This is a genomic window from Paenibacillus sp. FSL L8-0340 (genome assembly GCF_038593145.1).
Classification (GTDB): Bacteria; Bacillota; Bacilli; order Paenibacillales; family Paenibacillaceae; genus Paenibacillus_AQ.
In genome coordinates this window covers 3,432,352-3,448,884 of sequence record NZ_CP151967.1, presented here as the reverse complement: position 1 = coordinate 3,448,884, position 16,533 = coordinate 3,432,352, and the positions used below count along the sequence as shown (strand labels likewise).

Sequence of the window (16,533 nt, the reverse complement as noted above, 5' to 3'; positions counted from 1 at the left end):
ATCCATAGTAGAAACAACTACATTGTCGAACTTGGCTGCTGTTTTATAAGCGACCAGTCCGATACCGCCGGAAGTCAAGTTGTTATCGTGTGCATTCAGTTGCAAGACATTATTCACATAAAAGTTGATCGTGCTTTCGCTTAGCTCTAGCTTAACCGTGTACACTGTACCGGCAGTGACAGGAAAGTCCGTTTTAGTGGCAAGTGTAGTGCTGGAGCCGCCGACCTTCTTTCGGATTTCCAGCGTACCTCCATTGCTGTTGGATAGCGAAGCCGCGTAATAATTATTGCCATCTGTATAACGGCCGCAGAGATAAGTGCGGTTTGTGCCGTTAAAGTTGTCAATTTTAACATCTGCCTGCACGCTGTAGTCAGTCCAGCTACTGTTTCCCGCCGAGGAGCGCCCTTCCGTATTGCCCGATTGATAATAGACATGAGAGCTTCCTTCCTGCACCACTGTCCATGAGCCTGACGTATGGGTCCAGCTGCCGGCATTGCCGGATTCAAAATCATCACTGAAGATGCTTGCCGCTTGAACAGATGGAATACTTCCACCCACCCCTGCGAGAACCAGCATAGCCGAAAGCGCAATCATTGCAGAGAATGCAAATCGTTTTTTTATTTTCACGTTAACATTTACCTCCAATAGGGTATATTCTTTCAGTACCTGTTGCGGTATTTACGAATTCATCCCTGTTTCCGCTTCTTCAAATCAGCACAGTATCTATCCCGGCATAGCATCACCCCTGATTATTACAGTTATGTGATATATTGAACACCGGGATAATCATCCACGGTGTACATTGCTGAGCATATGAAAAGCCAACAAAAAACATTCGTTTTTGTTGGCCTGCTCGTCTTGTAGGGCTATATGGACTTAAACTATTCAGCTTTGGATATAAGGTTTCAAACTTTGCAGCAGTGTCTGCAGCTTGCCGGAGCACTCTTCGTACATCTGTTTGGCTTCCTTATTGTTGGTGGAAAGGCTGAACAGTTCCAGATCGGCTTCACATTTCTTCAGCAGTGCGTATAGCTGGGGTTTATCCTGCGGCTTGGGCACCTGTACCTTGTCCGCATATAGATCCACGGTAAGTTCGCCATAGGAATCCACCTGGCCGAGGTATACATTTTCAGCGGTTAAACCCTGCTTTTCAAGCTGGCCCTGCAGCCAGCCACGGGACAGATTCAACGTGTCCAAAGGTTCATCCAAGATCTTGCCGTCCATAATGACGGCTTGTGATTCCTTTTCAGGAGCCACTTTAATGCCCATATCTTTTGGTGTCAGCGCCTGATTCTCCCGGGTAAGCAGGACGTTAATTGCTCCATCCGATTCCATGATCGCAAATTCAACATCTGCCAATTTGAAGACATCCTTCTTCCGCAGCTCCTCCAGCAATTCGTCAGTTGTTAAACGCTCTTTTTTCATATTTCCTTCCAGAATTTTGCCGTCTTTGATTAGCACAGTTGACTTGAAGTCAATGAAATCCCTGGCCTTCTTGCTCTTGATTTGCAGAAACTCGATACCAAGGGAGAATGCCACCCAGACGATCAGCGCAATTAATCCCAAATGCCATGTTTTATCGGTATCGAGGGATATGTAAGCCGCCAAGCTACCTACTGTAATTCCAGTGATATATTCGAAAAAAGACAGCTGCGAAACTTGTCTCTTCCCCAGCAGCTTTGTCAAAAAGAAGAGCACAACCACCGCGAAAATTGTCCGCCAAATCACCTCAAGCCATTCCGGCATGATTACTACCTCCTAAGTTTAGAATCACCGCATGTCAACACGCTCATTATTTGTTAAAAGGCGCAGACCTAACCAAGAAATAATTTCTTATTTAATCCAAAAGACCAATGCTTTAAATTACTATTTTTTTCCTGTATTTCTGCACCTTAACCTGTGGATACTATGACTCGTTCAGTTTGCTAACTACCTAAGAGGAGGCAATATCTAATGACTGTATCTTCACAAGTGAAGACTTGCCTGTCATCGCTGAAAAGCGCGCAAGCGAGTCTGGAGCAATTCGCGATGGAGACTCAAAACGAGCAGGCTAAAACTTTGTTCACAAGTGCGGCGGAACAGACGCAGCAAATTGTGCAGCAGGTTGAAGGACGAGTAACCGAATTGGAACAAGAGGAGCCTCAATACAAAGGCTTCTAGGATGTAATCTTTACTCAATAAACAAAAAGCAGCCGTATTTGCAGACATGTCTGCGGATACGGCTGCTTTATTTACGTGAACACTTGTGCGACAACAGGCGTGTTCAGGTTCGCACAACTTTGCCACCTGCTTCTACCCAAGCTGCATTTGCTACGCAGAACGGTTCATGACCTCAGCAATTTCAAGCTTGCGGCCGGTCTTGGCACTCTCAAGGGCGCCGAATACCATCGCCATGCTGTAGCGGTTATCCCTGCAGTCTGTTTCAGCAGGACGCTGCTCGGAGAGCGAAAGGAACATCTCTTCCAGACAGCCATGATGGAAGGTCTCATCCATCGAAACGGCCTGTGCTTCAACCTGCTCATAGTCACGGATGAACTTGCCGGACTGGTCACCACCTGCGATTACTTCAGCATATGGCATGCCTGCACCATCCCAGAGAATAACCCCTTTCTCCCCCTGAATCCGCCACGACGCTTCCCAAGAGGTGGGTGCACCTTCCGCACACCAGGACCCTTGGTAGCAAAATACAGAGCCATCCGACATTTCGAAGATGCAAATAGCGGCGGCTTGGCCTTCATACCAGGAGCCGGGTGGATTAAATTCCTGGCAGTACACTGTAACCGGATCAGCTCCGCTGATGAAACGGGCCTGATCGAAGGTGTGGATGGCCATGTCCAGCAGGAGCGGACTGCTCATCACCTCGCGGAAACCGCCGAAATGGGGTGCGAGAAAGAAACTCGCTCCGATATAACCCGTCCGGCCGACCGTACCTGCTTCGATTAGCCCGCGCAGCGAGCGGATGCGCGGATCGTACCTGCGGTTCTGCATGACAGCATGTGTTCGTCCGGTACGTTCCGACAACGCGACAATCTCATTACACTCCTCTATCGTTTCAGCCAAGGGCTTCTCGCTGAACACGTCACATTCCAGTTCAAGTGATGTACTTGCGATAGAATAATGACTGGACGGAACTGTGACGTCAAACACAAGGTTGGCACCCGTTTCTATAATGGCCTGCCGTATCTCCGTAAAGGCCGGAGTGGAAAGCCCATATTTCCCGGCCATAGCCTGTGCCGACTCCAGCTGGATATCTACTAGGGCAACGATTTCGACCTCCGGGCGTTTCAACGCATAGCTGATCCATTCATTGGCCATTCCTCCGCAACCGGCAATCGCTACACGGTATTTTGCTCTCATTGGTAGTTCCCTGCTTTCTGTATTAGACCGGATTGGGTACAAAGCTACCGCCGCGGCAGTGTTTCAAATAGTTCAGAGCATGAACTTGTCCGGTCATCTCCAGCTCATCACGATATACCGGGTCATGCCAGCCTTCAATGTCGATGGTACCTTTGTAACCGGCTTGGCGCAATATCGTGATCACATCAGCCCAGTTCGTGTCTCCAAAACCCGGGGTCCGGTGCCATACATAAGGCTTCGGACCATGAATGCCGTATTCCTTGACAATGTCCCAGGCGATTGTAGCATCCTTCCCATGGACATGGAATATTTTATCCGTCCACTTGCGCAGCTGCGGGAGCGGATCAATCAGGGCGACCATCTGGTGGCAGGGCTCCCACTCCAAACCGAGGTTATCTGCCGGAACCGCGTTGAACATCTTTTCCCAGGCTGTAGGATTATGCGCAATATTCCAGTCTCCGGAGTCCCAATTGCCGCCCATCGAGCAGTTCTCAAATGCTATTCGAACCCCCCGGTCAGCCGCTCTCTTGGAAAGTTCCCCGAAGACCTGCGTGAATTTAGGTATTGATTCATCTATTGACTGCCCTGTCAGACGTCCTGTGAACCCGGATACCATACCGGTGCCGAAGAGATGGGCATGATCAATCAAACGTTCCCAGCTGGCCAGGGTATCCGCATTATCGCCGGAACCGGTTAGCGGGTTGCCGAATATGCCGACTGAGGAGATGACAAAATCATGCTCAGCAGCCAGTTCCCGCACACGCGCCGCGGTTTCTGTCAGATTCGTCTCTCCGGTGGTCTGCCAAAAGGTAAGACTGAAGGATTCAAATCCGTGTCCAATAATTTGTGGAATTACTCTTACAGCATCTCCCCCACCAACCAGTGTTCCAATTCTCATAGTATCTTCCATCTTGTGTACCACTCCAATATTGGTTTATATTAAGTTCAGCAAATCAAGTATATAGCTCATTTGGTGAGAATTCTCGTCTTATCTTGTGTTAATATAGCTCAATATTGGGGGAGTTGAAAGAAGTCATGACTTATCCAAAGGAGCTTAAGGAATACCCTCAGCTCGAAGAGAAAACCTATCCGTTCCGCCTTTTTTTTAATGAGTGCCGGGAGGCAAAAGTGGAACAGAATATCCTTTTCTTGCATTGGCATGAGCATTTCGAAATCATTGTGATGCAGGAAGGCCATGCGATCTTTCATGTGGACAGCAAACCTTATGAAGCCGGGCCGGGTGATGTGATTATTGTTCCTTCAGGCGGTTTGCATGTCGGTTACAGTTTATACAGCGGAGATATTTCTTACGTATCCATCGTGTTCCATGCTTCACTGTTCAAAGACAGAAACCAGGACTCCCAGCATGAGCAATTCGTAGCACCCTATTTGAATAACCGTTTTCAGTTTCCGGTCAAACCCGCCGATCTGAACCCGGCTTGCTTCTGTTATTATCCCCTGCTGCAAGCCATCATTGCCGAGGTGCGCAGTAAAGGCCCTGCTTTTCAACTGGTCGTGAAGAACCAATTGCATTTGTTCTTTACCCTGCTGTCGCGCAGCTTTCCGCCGCAGCAATTGTCAGAAAGGCATCAGAGCGAGCGCCATTCCATTAACCGCGAACGATTTAAACCGCTGCTGGAGTATCTGGAAGCTCATTTTGATGAGAAGATCTCGATTGAATGGGCTGCAAAGTTTGTCAATCTGAATCCTTATCACTTCTGCAAAACCTTCAAAAAGCTGACCGGACGCACCTTTATCGACTATGTGAACTTAAGCCGGATCCATGAAGCTGAACGTCTGCTGCTGGATTCGGATTTGAGTGTGACAGAAATTGCCGGGAGAGTGGGCTGCGACAACCCCAATTATTTCACCAAGCTCTACAAGCAATACAAAGGGATTACTCCTTCCGGGGCGCGCAAATAGTTCTCTCCTACATCTATAATGATGTTTTATTGATAATTACATTTCGGATATTTCCACCCAGCGTCTCTGTTCAATAGAACGTTCAACAGCTTCCAGAACAGCCTGACATTTTACTCCGTCATGGAAGTTTGGCTCCGGCTGGCGTCCTTCCGCAATGGCGGTGGAGAGCTCCAGCATCTCGTGGATAAACGTATGCTCGAACCCGATGGTATGGCCCGGCGGCCACCAGGCTTCGGCATAATCATGGGCCGGATCGGTGGCAAGCACACGCCGGAAGCCCTGTACATCCTCGTCGTCCGAGGTTAAGTACACCTCCAGCTCATTCATCCGTTCGAAATCGAATTTCACGCTGCCCAGACTGCCGTTAATCTCAAAGGAATTGGTCGAGCGGTGACCCGCAGCAAAACGGGTAGCTTCAAAGCTGCCCAAAGCACCACTTACAAACCGGGCCAGAAACAGTGTCGCATCGTCAACGGTCACTTCTCCTTTGGGGGCATCTTTGCTTGCCTTCGCACTTAGGCCGGTCATCTCAGCGGCTAGCGGACGCTCTTTGATAAAGGTCTCGCTCATTCCGATTACTTCCTGCATATCGCCGACCAGGAAATGGGCAAGATCAATTAAGTGTGCTCCAAGATCGCCATGCGAGCCGGAACCGGCAATCTCCTTCTGCAATCTCCACACCAGCGGGAAATCCGGATCTATAATCCAGTCCTGCAGAAACCAGGCACGGAAATGATAGATCTTCCCGAGTCTTCCGCTCTCTATCAGCCGCTTCGCCAGCCTGACTGCCGGTGAGAACCGGTAATTGAAGCCCACCATATGAATGATGCCCGCATCCGTCGCAGCCTCCAGCATTTCACGGGAATCCGCAAGATTCAGCGCCAGCGGCTTTTCGCAGAAAATATGCTTGCCTGCTTTGGCTGCCGCCAGAGCAATTTCCTTATGGGCATTGCTGGGCGCGTTGATATCAATGAGATCAATATCCTCGCGGGAGATGAGCTCTTTCCAGTCGGTCACACTATCAGACCAGCCGAGCTGTAAAGCTGCTTCTTGCACCGCAGCGGTATTCCTCCCGCATATCATAGACATCTCAGGTCTCAGTGTCTGCGGAAAAAACATGGGAAGGCTGCGGTAGGCGTTGCTGTGGGCTTTGCCCATAAACTTGTAGCCAATCATTCCGATGCGAAGCTGTTTCATCTTATTCCTCCTTAGGTTCACTTTTCTTTGATGAAGCACGAACGACGAATTCCGTGGCAAATGACTTTGTAACCGCTTAATGTACACGCGTACATTCTTTCATGCCGTTTCACATTCGTCAACCTGAAATTCCTTTCGCCCTTTAAATACTTCCCCCAAATCAGTTCGCCGCTTCGGGCATCAATGTATCTCAATTTACGGTTGACGAATCCAGAAGAAGGCTCAGACCGTGAAATAGTAACAAGTTCGTAAATCAGCCGGTATACCGGCCGCTCCGCATTAGAATCCTTAATCCATTTAAGCTTGACATCCATATAACGCTTATAGATTTCTAAGGCTACCTCGGGTGTTAGAAGCGGGGCAAGCCTGTGCTCATCCAACGGTTGGAGCATCCCGCGTTGGCGTGCTGTCTTCCATCACCAAACGGTAATGCTGGGGAATTGCGACAATGTTCATTGCTTGCGTGCGCAGTCTATCAAAGTTTGCTTCCATTTCAACCTCCAGCCAATTGAGTTACTCCGGATAATCTTTCAGCCAAACCTGTACATGCTTCAAAAAACGCCGGGTTGCCGGTGATGCATACTTCATAGAATGAACGGCAATACCAAGCGAACGAAAACTGCGCTCCTCCAGCTCCAGCATAGCTACATTATGATTCTGGCGCGAGATGACCATTTCAGGGAGAACACTGATGCCGAGACCATTTTCCACCATTGCAATGATGGCATAATCATCTCCGGCCGTGAATTTGATATTCGGCTGGATTCCCGCCCGCTCAAATACACGTCTGGCATCATAATCCGATCCGGCCTTCTGGATAATGAAATCCTCATAGGCCATTTGCGCAAGCGGCATATATGGTGCTTTGCTCAAGGGATGTTCTTGGGAGAGAATGGCCAGCATCCGGTCCTGTTTCAGGGGAAACACCTCAAATTTATCCCGGGTGGGGAGTGAAATAAAACCGCAGTCGACGACTCCAGCCTCAATCCACTGCTCAATCTCCAGATAGCCGCCCTCCATCAGCTTGAATTCAATATATGGGTATTCCTTGCGGAACTCTTTAATCATCCCCGGCAGCCAATGCACAGACACACTGGTAAACGTGCCAATCGTAATCGTCCCCGTTTCCAGCCCGTGAATGTCGGCAACCTGCTGCTTCAACTGCTCATTCCATTTCAGAATTTCACGGATAGGCTGCACTACCTGCTCACCGTTGACTGTTAATTTGACCCCTGAGCGGTTTCTTACCAGCAGCGAAAAGCCGAATTCCATCTCTAGACTGCTGATGGTATGACTGATCCCGGACTGGGTAAAGCCCAGAACATCAGCAGCTTTAGTCAGGCTGCCCAGCTCCACAACCTTCAGAAACACCTCATATTTAGTGATGCTCAAGGACTCCGTCCCCCTTCTTAACTTTCATGAATTTTTCTCATGCTTCCTATGATAAACATTCAGTTACCTTATGTAATAAGCCATATTATACTATAATCACTTGACGTAAAGAAGGATGATGACGAGATGAAGCCGCTTAAGGCTGAGCTAATGCTCATTGTAGTAACGATGTTCTGGGGTTCCTCCTACATCTTCATGAAGATGGGACTGGATACACTGGGGGAATTTAATCTGATTGCACTGCGTTTCGGACTTGCTTTTGTGCTGGCGGCCATTTTGTTTCACAAGCGTCTACGCAGAATAGACCTTAGAACCCTGAAATATGGAGCACTGCTCGGATTCCTGCTGCTGGTCGTATTCACCTGCATCACCTTCGGACTGAAGACGACTACTACCTCCAATGCCGGATTTCTGGTCGCTTTGACCGTTATTTTTGTTCCACTGATTGATGTACTTGTTTTCAAAAAAAGAGTCGCTCCCCCGCAGATCTTTGGCGCTGTGCTGGCCATTTCGGGGATCGGGCTCCTGACCTTAAATTCCTCGCTGCATGTGCAGCCGGGTGACCTGCTGTGCATCCTGTCAGCAGTATTTTATGCTGTACAGATCCTGGTCACAGGAAAAGCGGTAAAAACCTGCGACTCCTTGAATATCGGCATTTTGCAGTTAGGTTTTGCCGGTGGGTACGCCCTTGTGCTGTCTGCTGTCTTCGAGACACCGTCATTGCCGTCTTCCATGCCAGGCTGGATTGCCATTCTTGCGCTTGGCATTCTCTGCAGCGCCTGCGGCTTTATCTTACAGCCGGTAGCCCAGAAGTACACTACCCCGACACGTACCGGCCTGATCTTCTCCCTCGAGCCTGTGTTTGCTGCCTTTTTCGGCTTCTGGTTTGCCGGGGAACAGCTGTCCATGCAAGGTTACACCGGGGCAGCGCTAGTGCTGCTGGGGATCGTCGCCTCCGAACTGCTGGGAAAAATGCCGCTGAACGCCAGCATGAACCGAATGCCGGGAAAACGCAGGGCGGATTTGTGAAACAGTCATGGCTATGGAGGCTTTGCGTAGCATGCTTGTTATTCTACATTAAAGGTAAAGTACTGTTTCGGAAAAGGCTCTTTAATCAGCGTAAAATGCCACCACTCTTTGCTGTACGGCTTAAACCCATGCTTCACCATAGCCTCTTTCAAAAGCTTGCGGTTGGCATGCTGCTCGGCGCTGACCAGTGAAGTATTATAATAGGAGATCTCGCCGAAAAAATCATACGGGCTGCCCATATCGACCAGGGCACCCGTTTTTTTGTCGGCGAGAGACAGATCAACCGTGCTGCCTCTGGAATGTCCCGACTTTTTGGCGATAAAACCAAGCTTGAAGAGATTTTGTTTGTCCAGCTTCGGATAATACTGCAGCTTCATCTTAATGTCTCCGGCATCCTGCGACCAGCGGACAAAATGATTAACTGCTTTTTGCGGGCGGTAAGCGTCATATATTCTAAGAATGTATCCTTTTCGCTCCAAATCGTCACTAACCTTCTTCAATGCCGTCGCCGCCGTTTTCGAGAAGATCGCCAGAGGAGCTTTGTACCCGTCAATCCGTGTACCGGTAAAATTATTACAGCTATAATAACGAATTTCATATTGTGCGGTTGGAATGATCTCATCCAGATAAACAAAACCATTGGGCAGGTTCTTCTTCTTCTGGGTGCTAACTTGCTGTGCTGATGCGCCTGCCTTCTGTCCGGGTTCACCTGCCGCTGTTGCAGAGCTTTCGGTGTTGCCTGAGGTCATCCCCAAGATCAGTAAGAGCATGATCACCGTCAGCCTTTTGCCTGTCCTATGCTGCTTCATAATTTAGATAGAGCTCCTTCCTTCCCCTAGTTCGGGTCCAAGTACGTATTGATAAACTTTTGAACATCAGGAGTAAACTCATTGTTATTGCGGTCGAGCAGTGCAAGCAGCTCCTCTATGGTTCTGAGAAGTTCGCTGTCTCCGCTGCCGGTCAGAATTGCAGCTTCATAAGCTTGCCGGAGTTCAGAGTTAATAATAACCGGCCCCCCCTCCTCGATATAATCATACGCAGGTGAATTGCCGGAGCCAATGAACAGATTTACTTTTTTACTCCACAGTGCAAGTTTGACCGCTTCAAGCCTGTCAGAGAGCGGATACCTGCTAACGAATTCTTCCATTACAAGTGTCCTCGCCAAAAGCTCATTCCAGCTAATTATGATTGCAGCCTCCTTGAGACTAGGCCTGTTCGATTCTGCTGCCATCATATCTAAATATGTTCCTATGTCAGTCTTTATATAAGGCTTAAATGCCTTATAGCTTTCATAATTCATTGCCGGATAGTACATGCCTTCACTGGTTCTGATTATATACCCGTTATCTCGTCCTTCAATTAGTACTGCACGTATCTTGGGATCTTTAATGTTGTTTAGCAAGGAGGCATAGGTAAGTCCATTTTTCCGAACTGCTGCGTCAATCGCCTGCCGAACGGCCTCCGCTTCTAACTTCCCCCTATATTTTGGCAATTCTGCTTTCTGCGCATTTTCTAACTGCAAAGTCATTTGGGTAGCATACCAAAGCCCGGCTTCGTCAATATGATTGATGAGATAGCTGCGCGCCTTAGCGAGTGTGGAAGACTGCTGTACATACGTCTGGAATTGTTTGTAAACGGCTGCGGATTGCTGTGTACCAGCGGCGTAAGCAGGCTGAGCTACGAATGCTGAGTATCCTGCCGCCGCACCCAGAAGAATGGATAAGCTGAGCAGGATCTTTCTATTCCAATGTGAACCGAATTGGCTCTTCTGTGTCATAATGCCCCCCGTATAGTACGTGATTCATGTTCAGCAGGAGTGATATCCTTGCGCCGGTAGATGCCCATAAGCAGTCCAAGCGCCGCATATTCAATGAGAACATGGCCGCCATAGCTCATGAACGGAAATGGAATGCTGGTCAGAATTATTTTGCCGCTTAGCACCAGCAGACCGTAGAACAGTCCCATAGCAAGTATGAGTGATAGAGCAATAATAACACTCTTGCCATAATCATCTTTCACTGCCTGAATTGAAGAGAAGAGCTTGATTAAAAACCAAAGAGTTATACCCAGCAGCACCAGCCCGCCGCCCCAGCCGAAGCAGTATACCAGATAAGCAGGAAGCATATCTGAATATGCATAGGACAGCCTCTCGAATTCAGCACCGAAGCCATGTCCGCTCCAGCCTGCTGATGCAATTACCTCATTCAGGGTCTGATAGACAAAACCACTGGACTCCGGATTGATATTGTAATTGATTGCACCCAGAATCCGGTCTCTCATCTGTTGATTATTCCACGCATACCGGAGGCCCGCCGCTAGAAAAAAACCACCGATCAACGTCGAACGCAACCAGGCCCCGGAAAGCCAAGTATACAATATCAGAGAACAGGCCAAATACAGCAACAACACTGGTATGGGGCCAGCAATGATGTAGGCCGCCGCCGGTCCAAGGAGAACAACTAACTCCGGGAGCAAATTCCGCTTAGTTCCCAGCTTGCCATCCGCTTTAAATTTTGAGAAGATGCCTGCCAGCGCAACCAGCACAATATATGGACTATAGGAGACCAGGTTGAGCACGATTCCCCCAAAAACCAAAAAATAAGTCCGGCTCCCGTTCACATAGAGGCCCCATTTCAAACTTGCGATTATCCCTGCTATTGAAAAGATGTACAGCAGCCAGGACAGCTTTTGAAGCCTGCGGAAATTGATGAAATAGCAGGCAGTCATTAAAGCAATCCCGATCAACATAAAGCTAAATTGCTTCGGCAGAAAGCTTGCAGGAACTCTCGGGTTGTTCATAAAGCTTGCTTCCAATGAGCTCATCCCCAGCAATCCAATCACAGAGAACAACAGCAAAGCTCCCAGCAAACCCCATGGAGTTTTTGGTTTATGAATATGATGAAGATCCTTTCCCACAGCTTTTGGATCACCCATTTGCGCAATCGCCAAAACTTCTGCTTCTGCTTGGGATGCACCAAGACTTTCCTGCTCAAGCATTAGATCCTCCAAATGACCGCTAAGCTCGCTGCGGATCTCGGCATGCATTTTCTTGGCTTTGACTTCACCGCATACGTTGTCCAAATACTGCTCCAGCCCACTTTTCGACTCCACTATGCTCCACCCTCCCCAAGTACAGTATCCACCGCTTTTTTAAATAAGCGCCACTCGGACTGTTTCTCCTTCAGCTCCTCCGCGCCTTCCTTCAATATCCGGTAATATTTGCGCTTCCGCCCCTCAACCTCCACCCAGTAAGACTCTACCCAGCGCTCACTTTCCATCGCATGGAGAATGGGATACAGTGTGCCTTCTTTTAAAGAAAACACACCTTCCGAACGTTGCTCCAGCTCCCTGATCAGTTCATATCCGTACTGCGGCTTGTCCAGCAGCAGCGTTAGTATCAATGTCCCTGTGCTGCCCTTCAGCATTTCTTTGCTGACTTTCATTTTGTTAACACTCCCTTCAGGATTCAAATAGACCAAAGTCTGACACCGTTTCTCAATACATCGTTATTCTATGTATACTATACTTTATTTTACAAATAACGTCCAGCATATGGAAAAAGCACACCCGCGCTGCGGATGTGCTTCTAAAACTGTAAATGTTCTTATTAGTGCATCATGCCTTGTGCTTTGTGCTGTACAATGACACGTTTCAGGAAGAAGGCGACAACCAGTCCAACAATAGCCATAATCATTCCGAAGATAAAGGCGTTCTGAACCCCATGTGTAAATGCCGGAACAATATTGATAGGATCGGCTGGATTAGTTACGGTCTTCATGAAGCTCTTCGAGCCAGCGGTCATGATGCTGACTGCCAAGGCAGTACCGATTGCACCGGCTACCTGCTGAAGTGTATTCATAATGGCAGTTCCATCGGGATAATATTGCAGCGGCAGCTGGTTAATCCCGTTCGTCTGGGCAGGCATCATAATCATCGAAATCCCGATCATCAGCGCACTATGAAGCACGATAACGAACACAACGGTGGATGTTGGAGTGATACTGGAGAAGAACCACAGGGATACCGCTACAAGGACCAACCCTGGAATCACGAGCCACTTAGGTCCATATTTATCGAACAAGCGTCCCATGATCGGCGACATCAGACCATTAATAATTCCGCCAGGAAGCAGGAGCAGGCCGGCTTTAAAGGCAGTATAACCTTGGCCTTGCTGCAGATACATCGGAAGAATCAGCATGGATGAAAGGATAACCATCATACAGATGAAGACCATAAGCACGCCGACTGTAAACATAGGATATTTGAATGCACGCAGATTAATCATCGGCTGCTTCATCGTTAATTGGCGAACAGCGAACAGCACGAGTGCTACTACACCGATAGCGATGGCAATAATAACTTTCGGGCTTCCCCAGCCCGCTTCTTCACCGGCACTGCTGAATCCGTAGACAATGCCTCCAAAACCTAACGAAGACAGCAGAATGGAAAGTGCATCAATTTTCGGCTTCGTCACTTCAGAAACGTTCTGCATAAACAGAATTCCGAAGATCAGTGCAGCAACCAGGAACGGCAGCGACAGCCAGAAAATCCAGTGCCAGCTTAAGCTCTCAATCAATAGTCCGGCAATGGTTGGGCCGATTGCTGGAGCAACCATGATCACGAGTCCTATCAATCCCATCGCGCCCCCTCTTTTCTCGGCAGGGATGATGAGCAGAATCGTATTGAACATCAGCGGCAGGAGCAGTGCAGTTCCCATCGCTTGAACGACGCGTGCCGTAAGCAGAAACTCAAAACTTGGCGAAATGGCAGCCAGGAAGGTTCCCAGAATTGAGAAGCTTACTGCAGCGATAAACAACTGTCTTGTTGTGAACCATTGCAGCAGCAGGCCTGAAATCGGAACGAGAATTCCGAGTGTCAGCAAGTAAGCTGTTGTCAGCCATTGGGCCGTTGTAGGTGTGATATTCAGAACCTGCATTAAATCCGTCAACGCCACGTTCAACGCAGTCTCACTGAACATGCCGATAAATCCGGCGAGCAATAAGGACACGAGGATCGGAATTGTCTTGAACTTTCTTTCTGGGGTTTGCTTCTTTCCTTGCATCGTTGCTTCCACTCTTGTATCCTCCTGAAAATGTATAGTTTTCTCTCTATATGCTTTCTTGTCAATCCAGTATGGCTGGTATAGCTCTAGCAGCAGCAAGCAGCGGCTGTGTATTGCGGTGTGTCAACGTCTGGTGCAGTGCACCTTCAAACAATGAGATCACAACGGAAGCTTTATCGGCTGCCATTTGTTGATCTTTACCCTCAGCAAGCAGCCGTTGCATGACGACGTCCTGCCAGTCGTTAAATACGGCTTGGCATGCCGTCCGCAGCTCCTCGCTGACGCAGGAGGTTTCTACAGATAGCCAGAAGCTGAACGGAACAACACCTTTAAAGGTTGAGCTCTCAGCAGCAGCAGCCATTTCCAGAATAAAATCTTGAATCGCGATTGCCGCACTTTTGCCATTCTCCACATAATGACGCAGCTGCTTAGCAACGATCTCACTGGTCCGGTTAATGCAGGTCAAGGCCAGCTCCTCTTTGCCATGGGGAAAATAATAATATAGCGATCCCTTCGGCGATTCGCTGTCTTTAATGATCTGACTTAGCCCGGTGGCATGATAGCCTTGGGTGAAAAACAACCTTGAAGCGGTGTTCACAATCGCCTCTCGTGCATTGTGCTTGTTCGACAAGCTCTACACTTCCTTTTACTTTTATAACAATCGGTCTACATAATAAAACCACGGAAGAGGCCTAAATGTCAACGCGAAATTATTTTAAAATTAAACTTTACGGTGCCTCCACTCTCTCATGTTGATAAATATCTTTTTAATAACAAGACTGCTTTAGCCCGGTCATTGGTACCGATCTTGGAATAAATGTCACTTAAATAGTTCTTTACCGTTCCTTGAGTCAAAAATAATTTTCCGGCAATTTCCTTTGAGTTATACCCTTCAATAAGCAGCCTTGCAAGGTCAAGTTCTTTTTGCGTTAGCTCAAGTTCCTTACCTGCTTTTTCAAACCCCCTGTTCTTATTGCGGATCGTGAGAGCAAGCTTTTTTGCCACTTTACCAGTAAGCAGCACATTTCCGGAAAGCGCTTCATCGATGGATTGAACAAGCTTTTCTCCATCAATGTCTTTAAGCAAATAACCGGAAGCTCCGTTGCATAAAGCCTCTATAATATACTCATCATCGTCGAAGGTCGTTAAGATGAGTATGATCACATGCGGGTGAAGCTCCTTAATGGCTTCGGTTGCCTTTACGCCTCCCATACCCGGCATACGGATGTCCATCAGGATGACATCCGGAACAACCGAGTGAAGCCGTTCAAGCGCTTCTTCGCCGGTTTGAGCCGTCCCAACGATCTCTATCTCCGATCTTATCGAAAGCAAAGTTTCCAGACCTTCAAGCATAATTTTATGATCATCCACAAGCATGACGCTGATTTTGCGATCGCAATCCATTAACCGTCCCCCCTTGCAACAGGCATCCGGACATGGAGTGCAAATCCCTTCATAGGCTCACTTTGCACAGTTAATTGACCTCCAATGGCCTCAATTCTTTCTTCCATCGTTTTCAGACCAAACCCATATATGAATGAATCGCTGCCGATTCCATTGTCCTTTACCCTAATATGAATCGTATCTTGCTGCTCAAGGACAGAGATCTCCATTGCACTTGCTTTGCCATGTTTTAGCGCATTGGTGATCGATTCCTTTATGAAGTTGATCATAACATACTTCTGAATAGAGATTAGATGGGTGACCTCCTCGTAATGCAAAATAAATTGAACGCCCGTCTGCTTCTCCGTATCGGTCATGATCTTCTGTATTCCTTCCTTAAGCCCCAAGTCGCCAATAGTCCCTTCCTTTGCTTTTAATGTTTTGACAACCTGACGGATATTACCGAGCCCTTGCTTCAGCTGCTCGCGTGCGATGAGGATCTTCCGAAGAGATTCCTCCGGTTTTCTATCGAAGAGCAGTTGGGCTCCCTCAAGGGCGACGATCGCTGTAGTTAACGTGTGTCCCACCGTATCATGAACCTCTTCCGCAATCCTCGTTCTCTCTTTTAATGCGGCCACCTCTTCTCTCGTTTTAGCTTCCTGGATCAACGATTCGTTTAATCGAAGGTTCATATCCCTTTGATTGAGCAGCAGCTTGGTGCTCCAGATTGGTATTACCAAAAACGAATAGCTCAATATATGGAACATATTCCGCCATAAATCTTCTCCGCCTGGTGACCACAAAAAAATGTAGGCTAAATATCCGCCATAGGCAAACGGAAAAGCGTACCACGACTTGTAGTTCAAGAGAAGATCCGCAATAAAGAGAACAAATACGATACTCTCGATTTCTGTTCTGCTTCCCAGGAATAGAAGAAAGAGGAGAACGATTTCGACAATCGGGGATATGGCTACAATGGGATGATACTCGGGATGATTTAACACTCGTTTCGAGTGTCTTAAGAAATAAAGCGCGATCAGGATCGTAACCACCGCAAAGCCTTTATATAGAGATAAAACAAAGTAAAGCAATAGCAGGACCACGTAAGAGCATGCCAGTCCATAGAAAAATAATCTCGATACTTTCGTATTGCTTAGGGTATGAACTGTTGAAATATTCATGAAACCACA

17 protein-coding genes are annotated in these 16,533 nt (G+C 47.9%); 3 read left to right on the top strand and 14 right to left on the bottom strand.

The features are described from left to right. Positions 1-885 precede the first annotated feature (885 nt). Positions 886-1,746 carry a DUF421 domain-containing protein gene (locus NST07_RS15555; protein WP_341092880.1) on the bottom strand — a complete coding sequence of 287 codons (861 nt, stop codon included), beginning with the start codon at positions 1,744-1,746 and terminating at the stop codon, positions 886-888. A 207-nt stretch (positions 1,747-1,953) separates the two neighbouring features. On the opposite strand from NST07_RS15555, the gene NST07_RS15550 reads away from it, so the two are divergent. Then, positions 1,954-2,160 carry a DUF1657 domain-containing protein gene (locus NST07_RS15550; protein WP_341092879.1) on the top strand — a complete coding sequence of 69 codons (207 nt, stop codon included), beginning with the start codon at positions 1,954-1,956 and terminating at the stop codon, positions 2,158-2,160. A 150-nt stretch (positions 2,161-2,310) separates the two neighbouring features. Here NST07_RS15550 and NST07_RS15545 read toward each other — a convergent pair whose 3' ends face one another. Together NST07_RS15545 and NST07_RS15540 are read right to left on the bottom strand one after the other, a co-directional pair. Continuing rightward, positions 2,311-3,357 carry a Gfo/Idh/MocA family oxidoreductase gene (locus tag NST07_RS15545; RefSeq protein ID WP_341092878.1) on the bottom strand — a complete coding sequence of 349 codons (1,047 nt, stop codon included), beginning with the start codon at positions 3,355-3,357 and terminating at the stop codon, positions 2,311-2,313. Between the two features lie 22 nt (positions 3,358-3,379). Beyond that, complete coding sequence (locus NST07_RS15540; RefSeq protein ID WP_342481846.1) at positions 3,380-4,267, bottom strand: sugar phosphate isomerase/epimerase; 888 nt, start codon at positions 4,265-4,267, stop codon at positions 3,380-3,382. 125 nt (positions 4,268-4,392) lie between these two features. On the opposite strand from NST07_RS15540, the gene NST07_RS15535 reads away from it, so the two are divergent. Further along, positions 4,393-5,280: an AraC family transcriptional regulator gene (locus NST07_RS15535; protein ID WP_341092876.1), complete on the top strand. Its 888-nt coding sequence runs from the start codon at positions 4,393-4,395 to the stop codon at positions 5,278-5,280. 36 nt (positions 5,281-5,316) lie between these two features. On the opposite strand, the gene NST07_RS15530 is transcribed toward NST07_RS15535, so the two are convergent. The 3 genes from NST07_RS15530 to NST07_RS15520 all read right to left on the bottom strand — a co-directional run bounded on the left by NST07_RS15530 (position 5,317) and on the right by NST07_RS15520 (position 7,869). Then, on the bottom strand, positions 5,317-6,477 hold the full coding sequence (locus NST07_RS15530; RefSeq protein WP_341092875.1) for a Gfo/Idh/MocA family oxidoreductase: 1,161 nt from the start codon (positions 6,475-6,477) through the stop codon (positions 5,317-5,319). A 17-nt stretch (positions 6,478-6,494) separates the two neighbouring features. Then, positions 6,495-6,857 carry a hypothetical protein gene (locus tag NST07_RS15525; RefSeq protein WP_342481845.1) on the bottom strand — a complete coding sequence of 121 codons (363 nt, stop codon included), beginning with the start codon at positions 6,855-6,857 and terminating at the stop codon, positions 6,495-6,497. 133 nt (positions 6,858-6,990) lie between these two features. Then, positions 6,991-7,869 (bottom strand): LysR family transcriptional regulator, encoded by an 879-nt coding sequence (locus NST07_RS15520; protein ID WP_341092872.1) that lies wholly within the window; start codon positions 7,867-7,869, stop codon positions 6,991-6,993. A 126-nt stretch (positions 7,870-7,995) separates the two neighbouring features. Here NST07_RS15520 and NST07_RS15515 point away from each other — a divergent pair, with 126 nt between their 5' ends. After that, a complete protein-coding gene (locus tag NST07_RS15515; RefSeq protein ID WP_341092871.1) occupies positions 7,996-8,898 on the top strand; it encodes a DMT family transporter in 903 nt (300 codons plus the stop codon). 38 nt (positions 8,899-8,936) lie between these two features. Here the strand turns inward: NST07_RS15515 and NST07_RS15510 are convergent, their stop codons facing one another. The 8 genes from NST07_RS15510 to NST07_RS15475 form a co-directional block, all read right to left on the bottom strand. After that, positions 8,937-9,707 (bottom strand): M15 family metallopeptidase, encoded by a 771-nt coding sequence (locus tag NST07_RS15510; protein ID WP_341092869.1) that lies wholly within the window; start codon positions 9,705-9,707, stop codon positions 8,937-8,939. A 26-nt stretch (positions 9,708-9,733) separates the two neighbouring features. After that, positions 9,734-10,675: a hypothetical protein gene (locus NST07_RS15505; protein ID WP_341092868.1), complete on the bottom strand. Its 942-nt coding sequence runs from the start codon at positions 10,673-10,675 to the stop codon at positions 9,734-9,736. Further along, positions 10,672-12,009: an FtsW/RodA/SpoVE family cell cycle protein gene (locus NST07_RS15500; protein WP_342481844.1), complete on the bottom strand. Its 1,338-nt coding sequence runs from the start codon at positions 12,007-12,009 to the stop codon at positions 10,672-10,674. The genes NST07_RS15505 and NST07_RS15500 overlap by 4 nt, the downstream gene beginning before the upstream one ends. Continuing rightward, positions 12,009-12,341: a PadR family transcriptional regulator gene (locus tag NST07_RS15495; RefSeq protein ID WP_341092864.1), complete on the bottom strand. Its 333-nt coding sequence runs from the start codon at positions 12,339-12,341 to the stop codon at positions 12,009-12,011. Before NST07_RS15495 ends, NST07_RS15500 begins: the two co-directional genes overlap by 1 nt. Before the next feature lie 164 nt (positions 12,342-12,505). Then, positions 12,506-13,960, bottom strand: coding sequence for a DHA2 family efflux MFS transporter permease subunit (locus tag NST07_RS15490; RefSeq protein WP_341380367.1), 1,455 nt, complete (start codon positions 13,958-13,960; stop codon positions 12,506-12,508). A gap of 61 nt (positions 13,961-14,021) precedes the next feature. Continuing rightward, positions 14,022-14,591: a TetR/AcrR family transcriptional regulator gene (locus NST07_RS15485; protein WP_341092863.1), complete on the bottom strand. Its 570-nt coding sequence runs from the start codon at positions 14,589-14,591 to the stop codon at positions 14,022-14,024. A 116-nt stretch (positions 14,592-14,707) separates the two neighbouring features. Continuing rightward, entirely contained in the window at positions 14,708-15,364 is a 657-nt protein-coding gene (locus tag NST07_RS15480; RefSeq protein ID WP_342481843.1) for a response regulator transcription factor, read from the bottom strand. Next, positions 15,364-16,524, bottom strand: coding sequence for a sensor histidine kinase (locus tag NST07_RS15475; RefSeq protein WP_341092861.1), 1,161 nt, complete (start codon positions 16,522-16,524; stop codon positions 15,364-15,366). Before NST07_RS15475 ends, NST07_RS15480 begins: the two co-directional genes overlap by 1 nt. Positions 16,525-16,533: the final 9 nt, after the last annotated feature.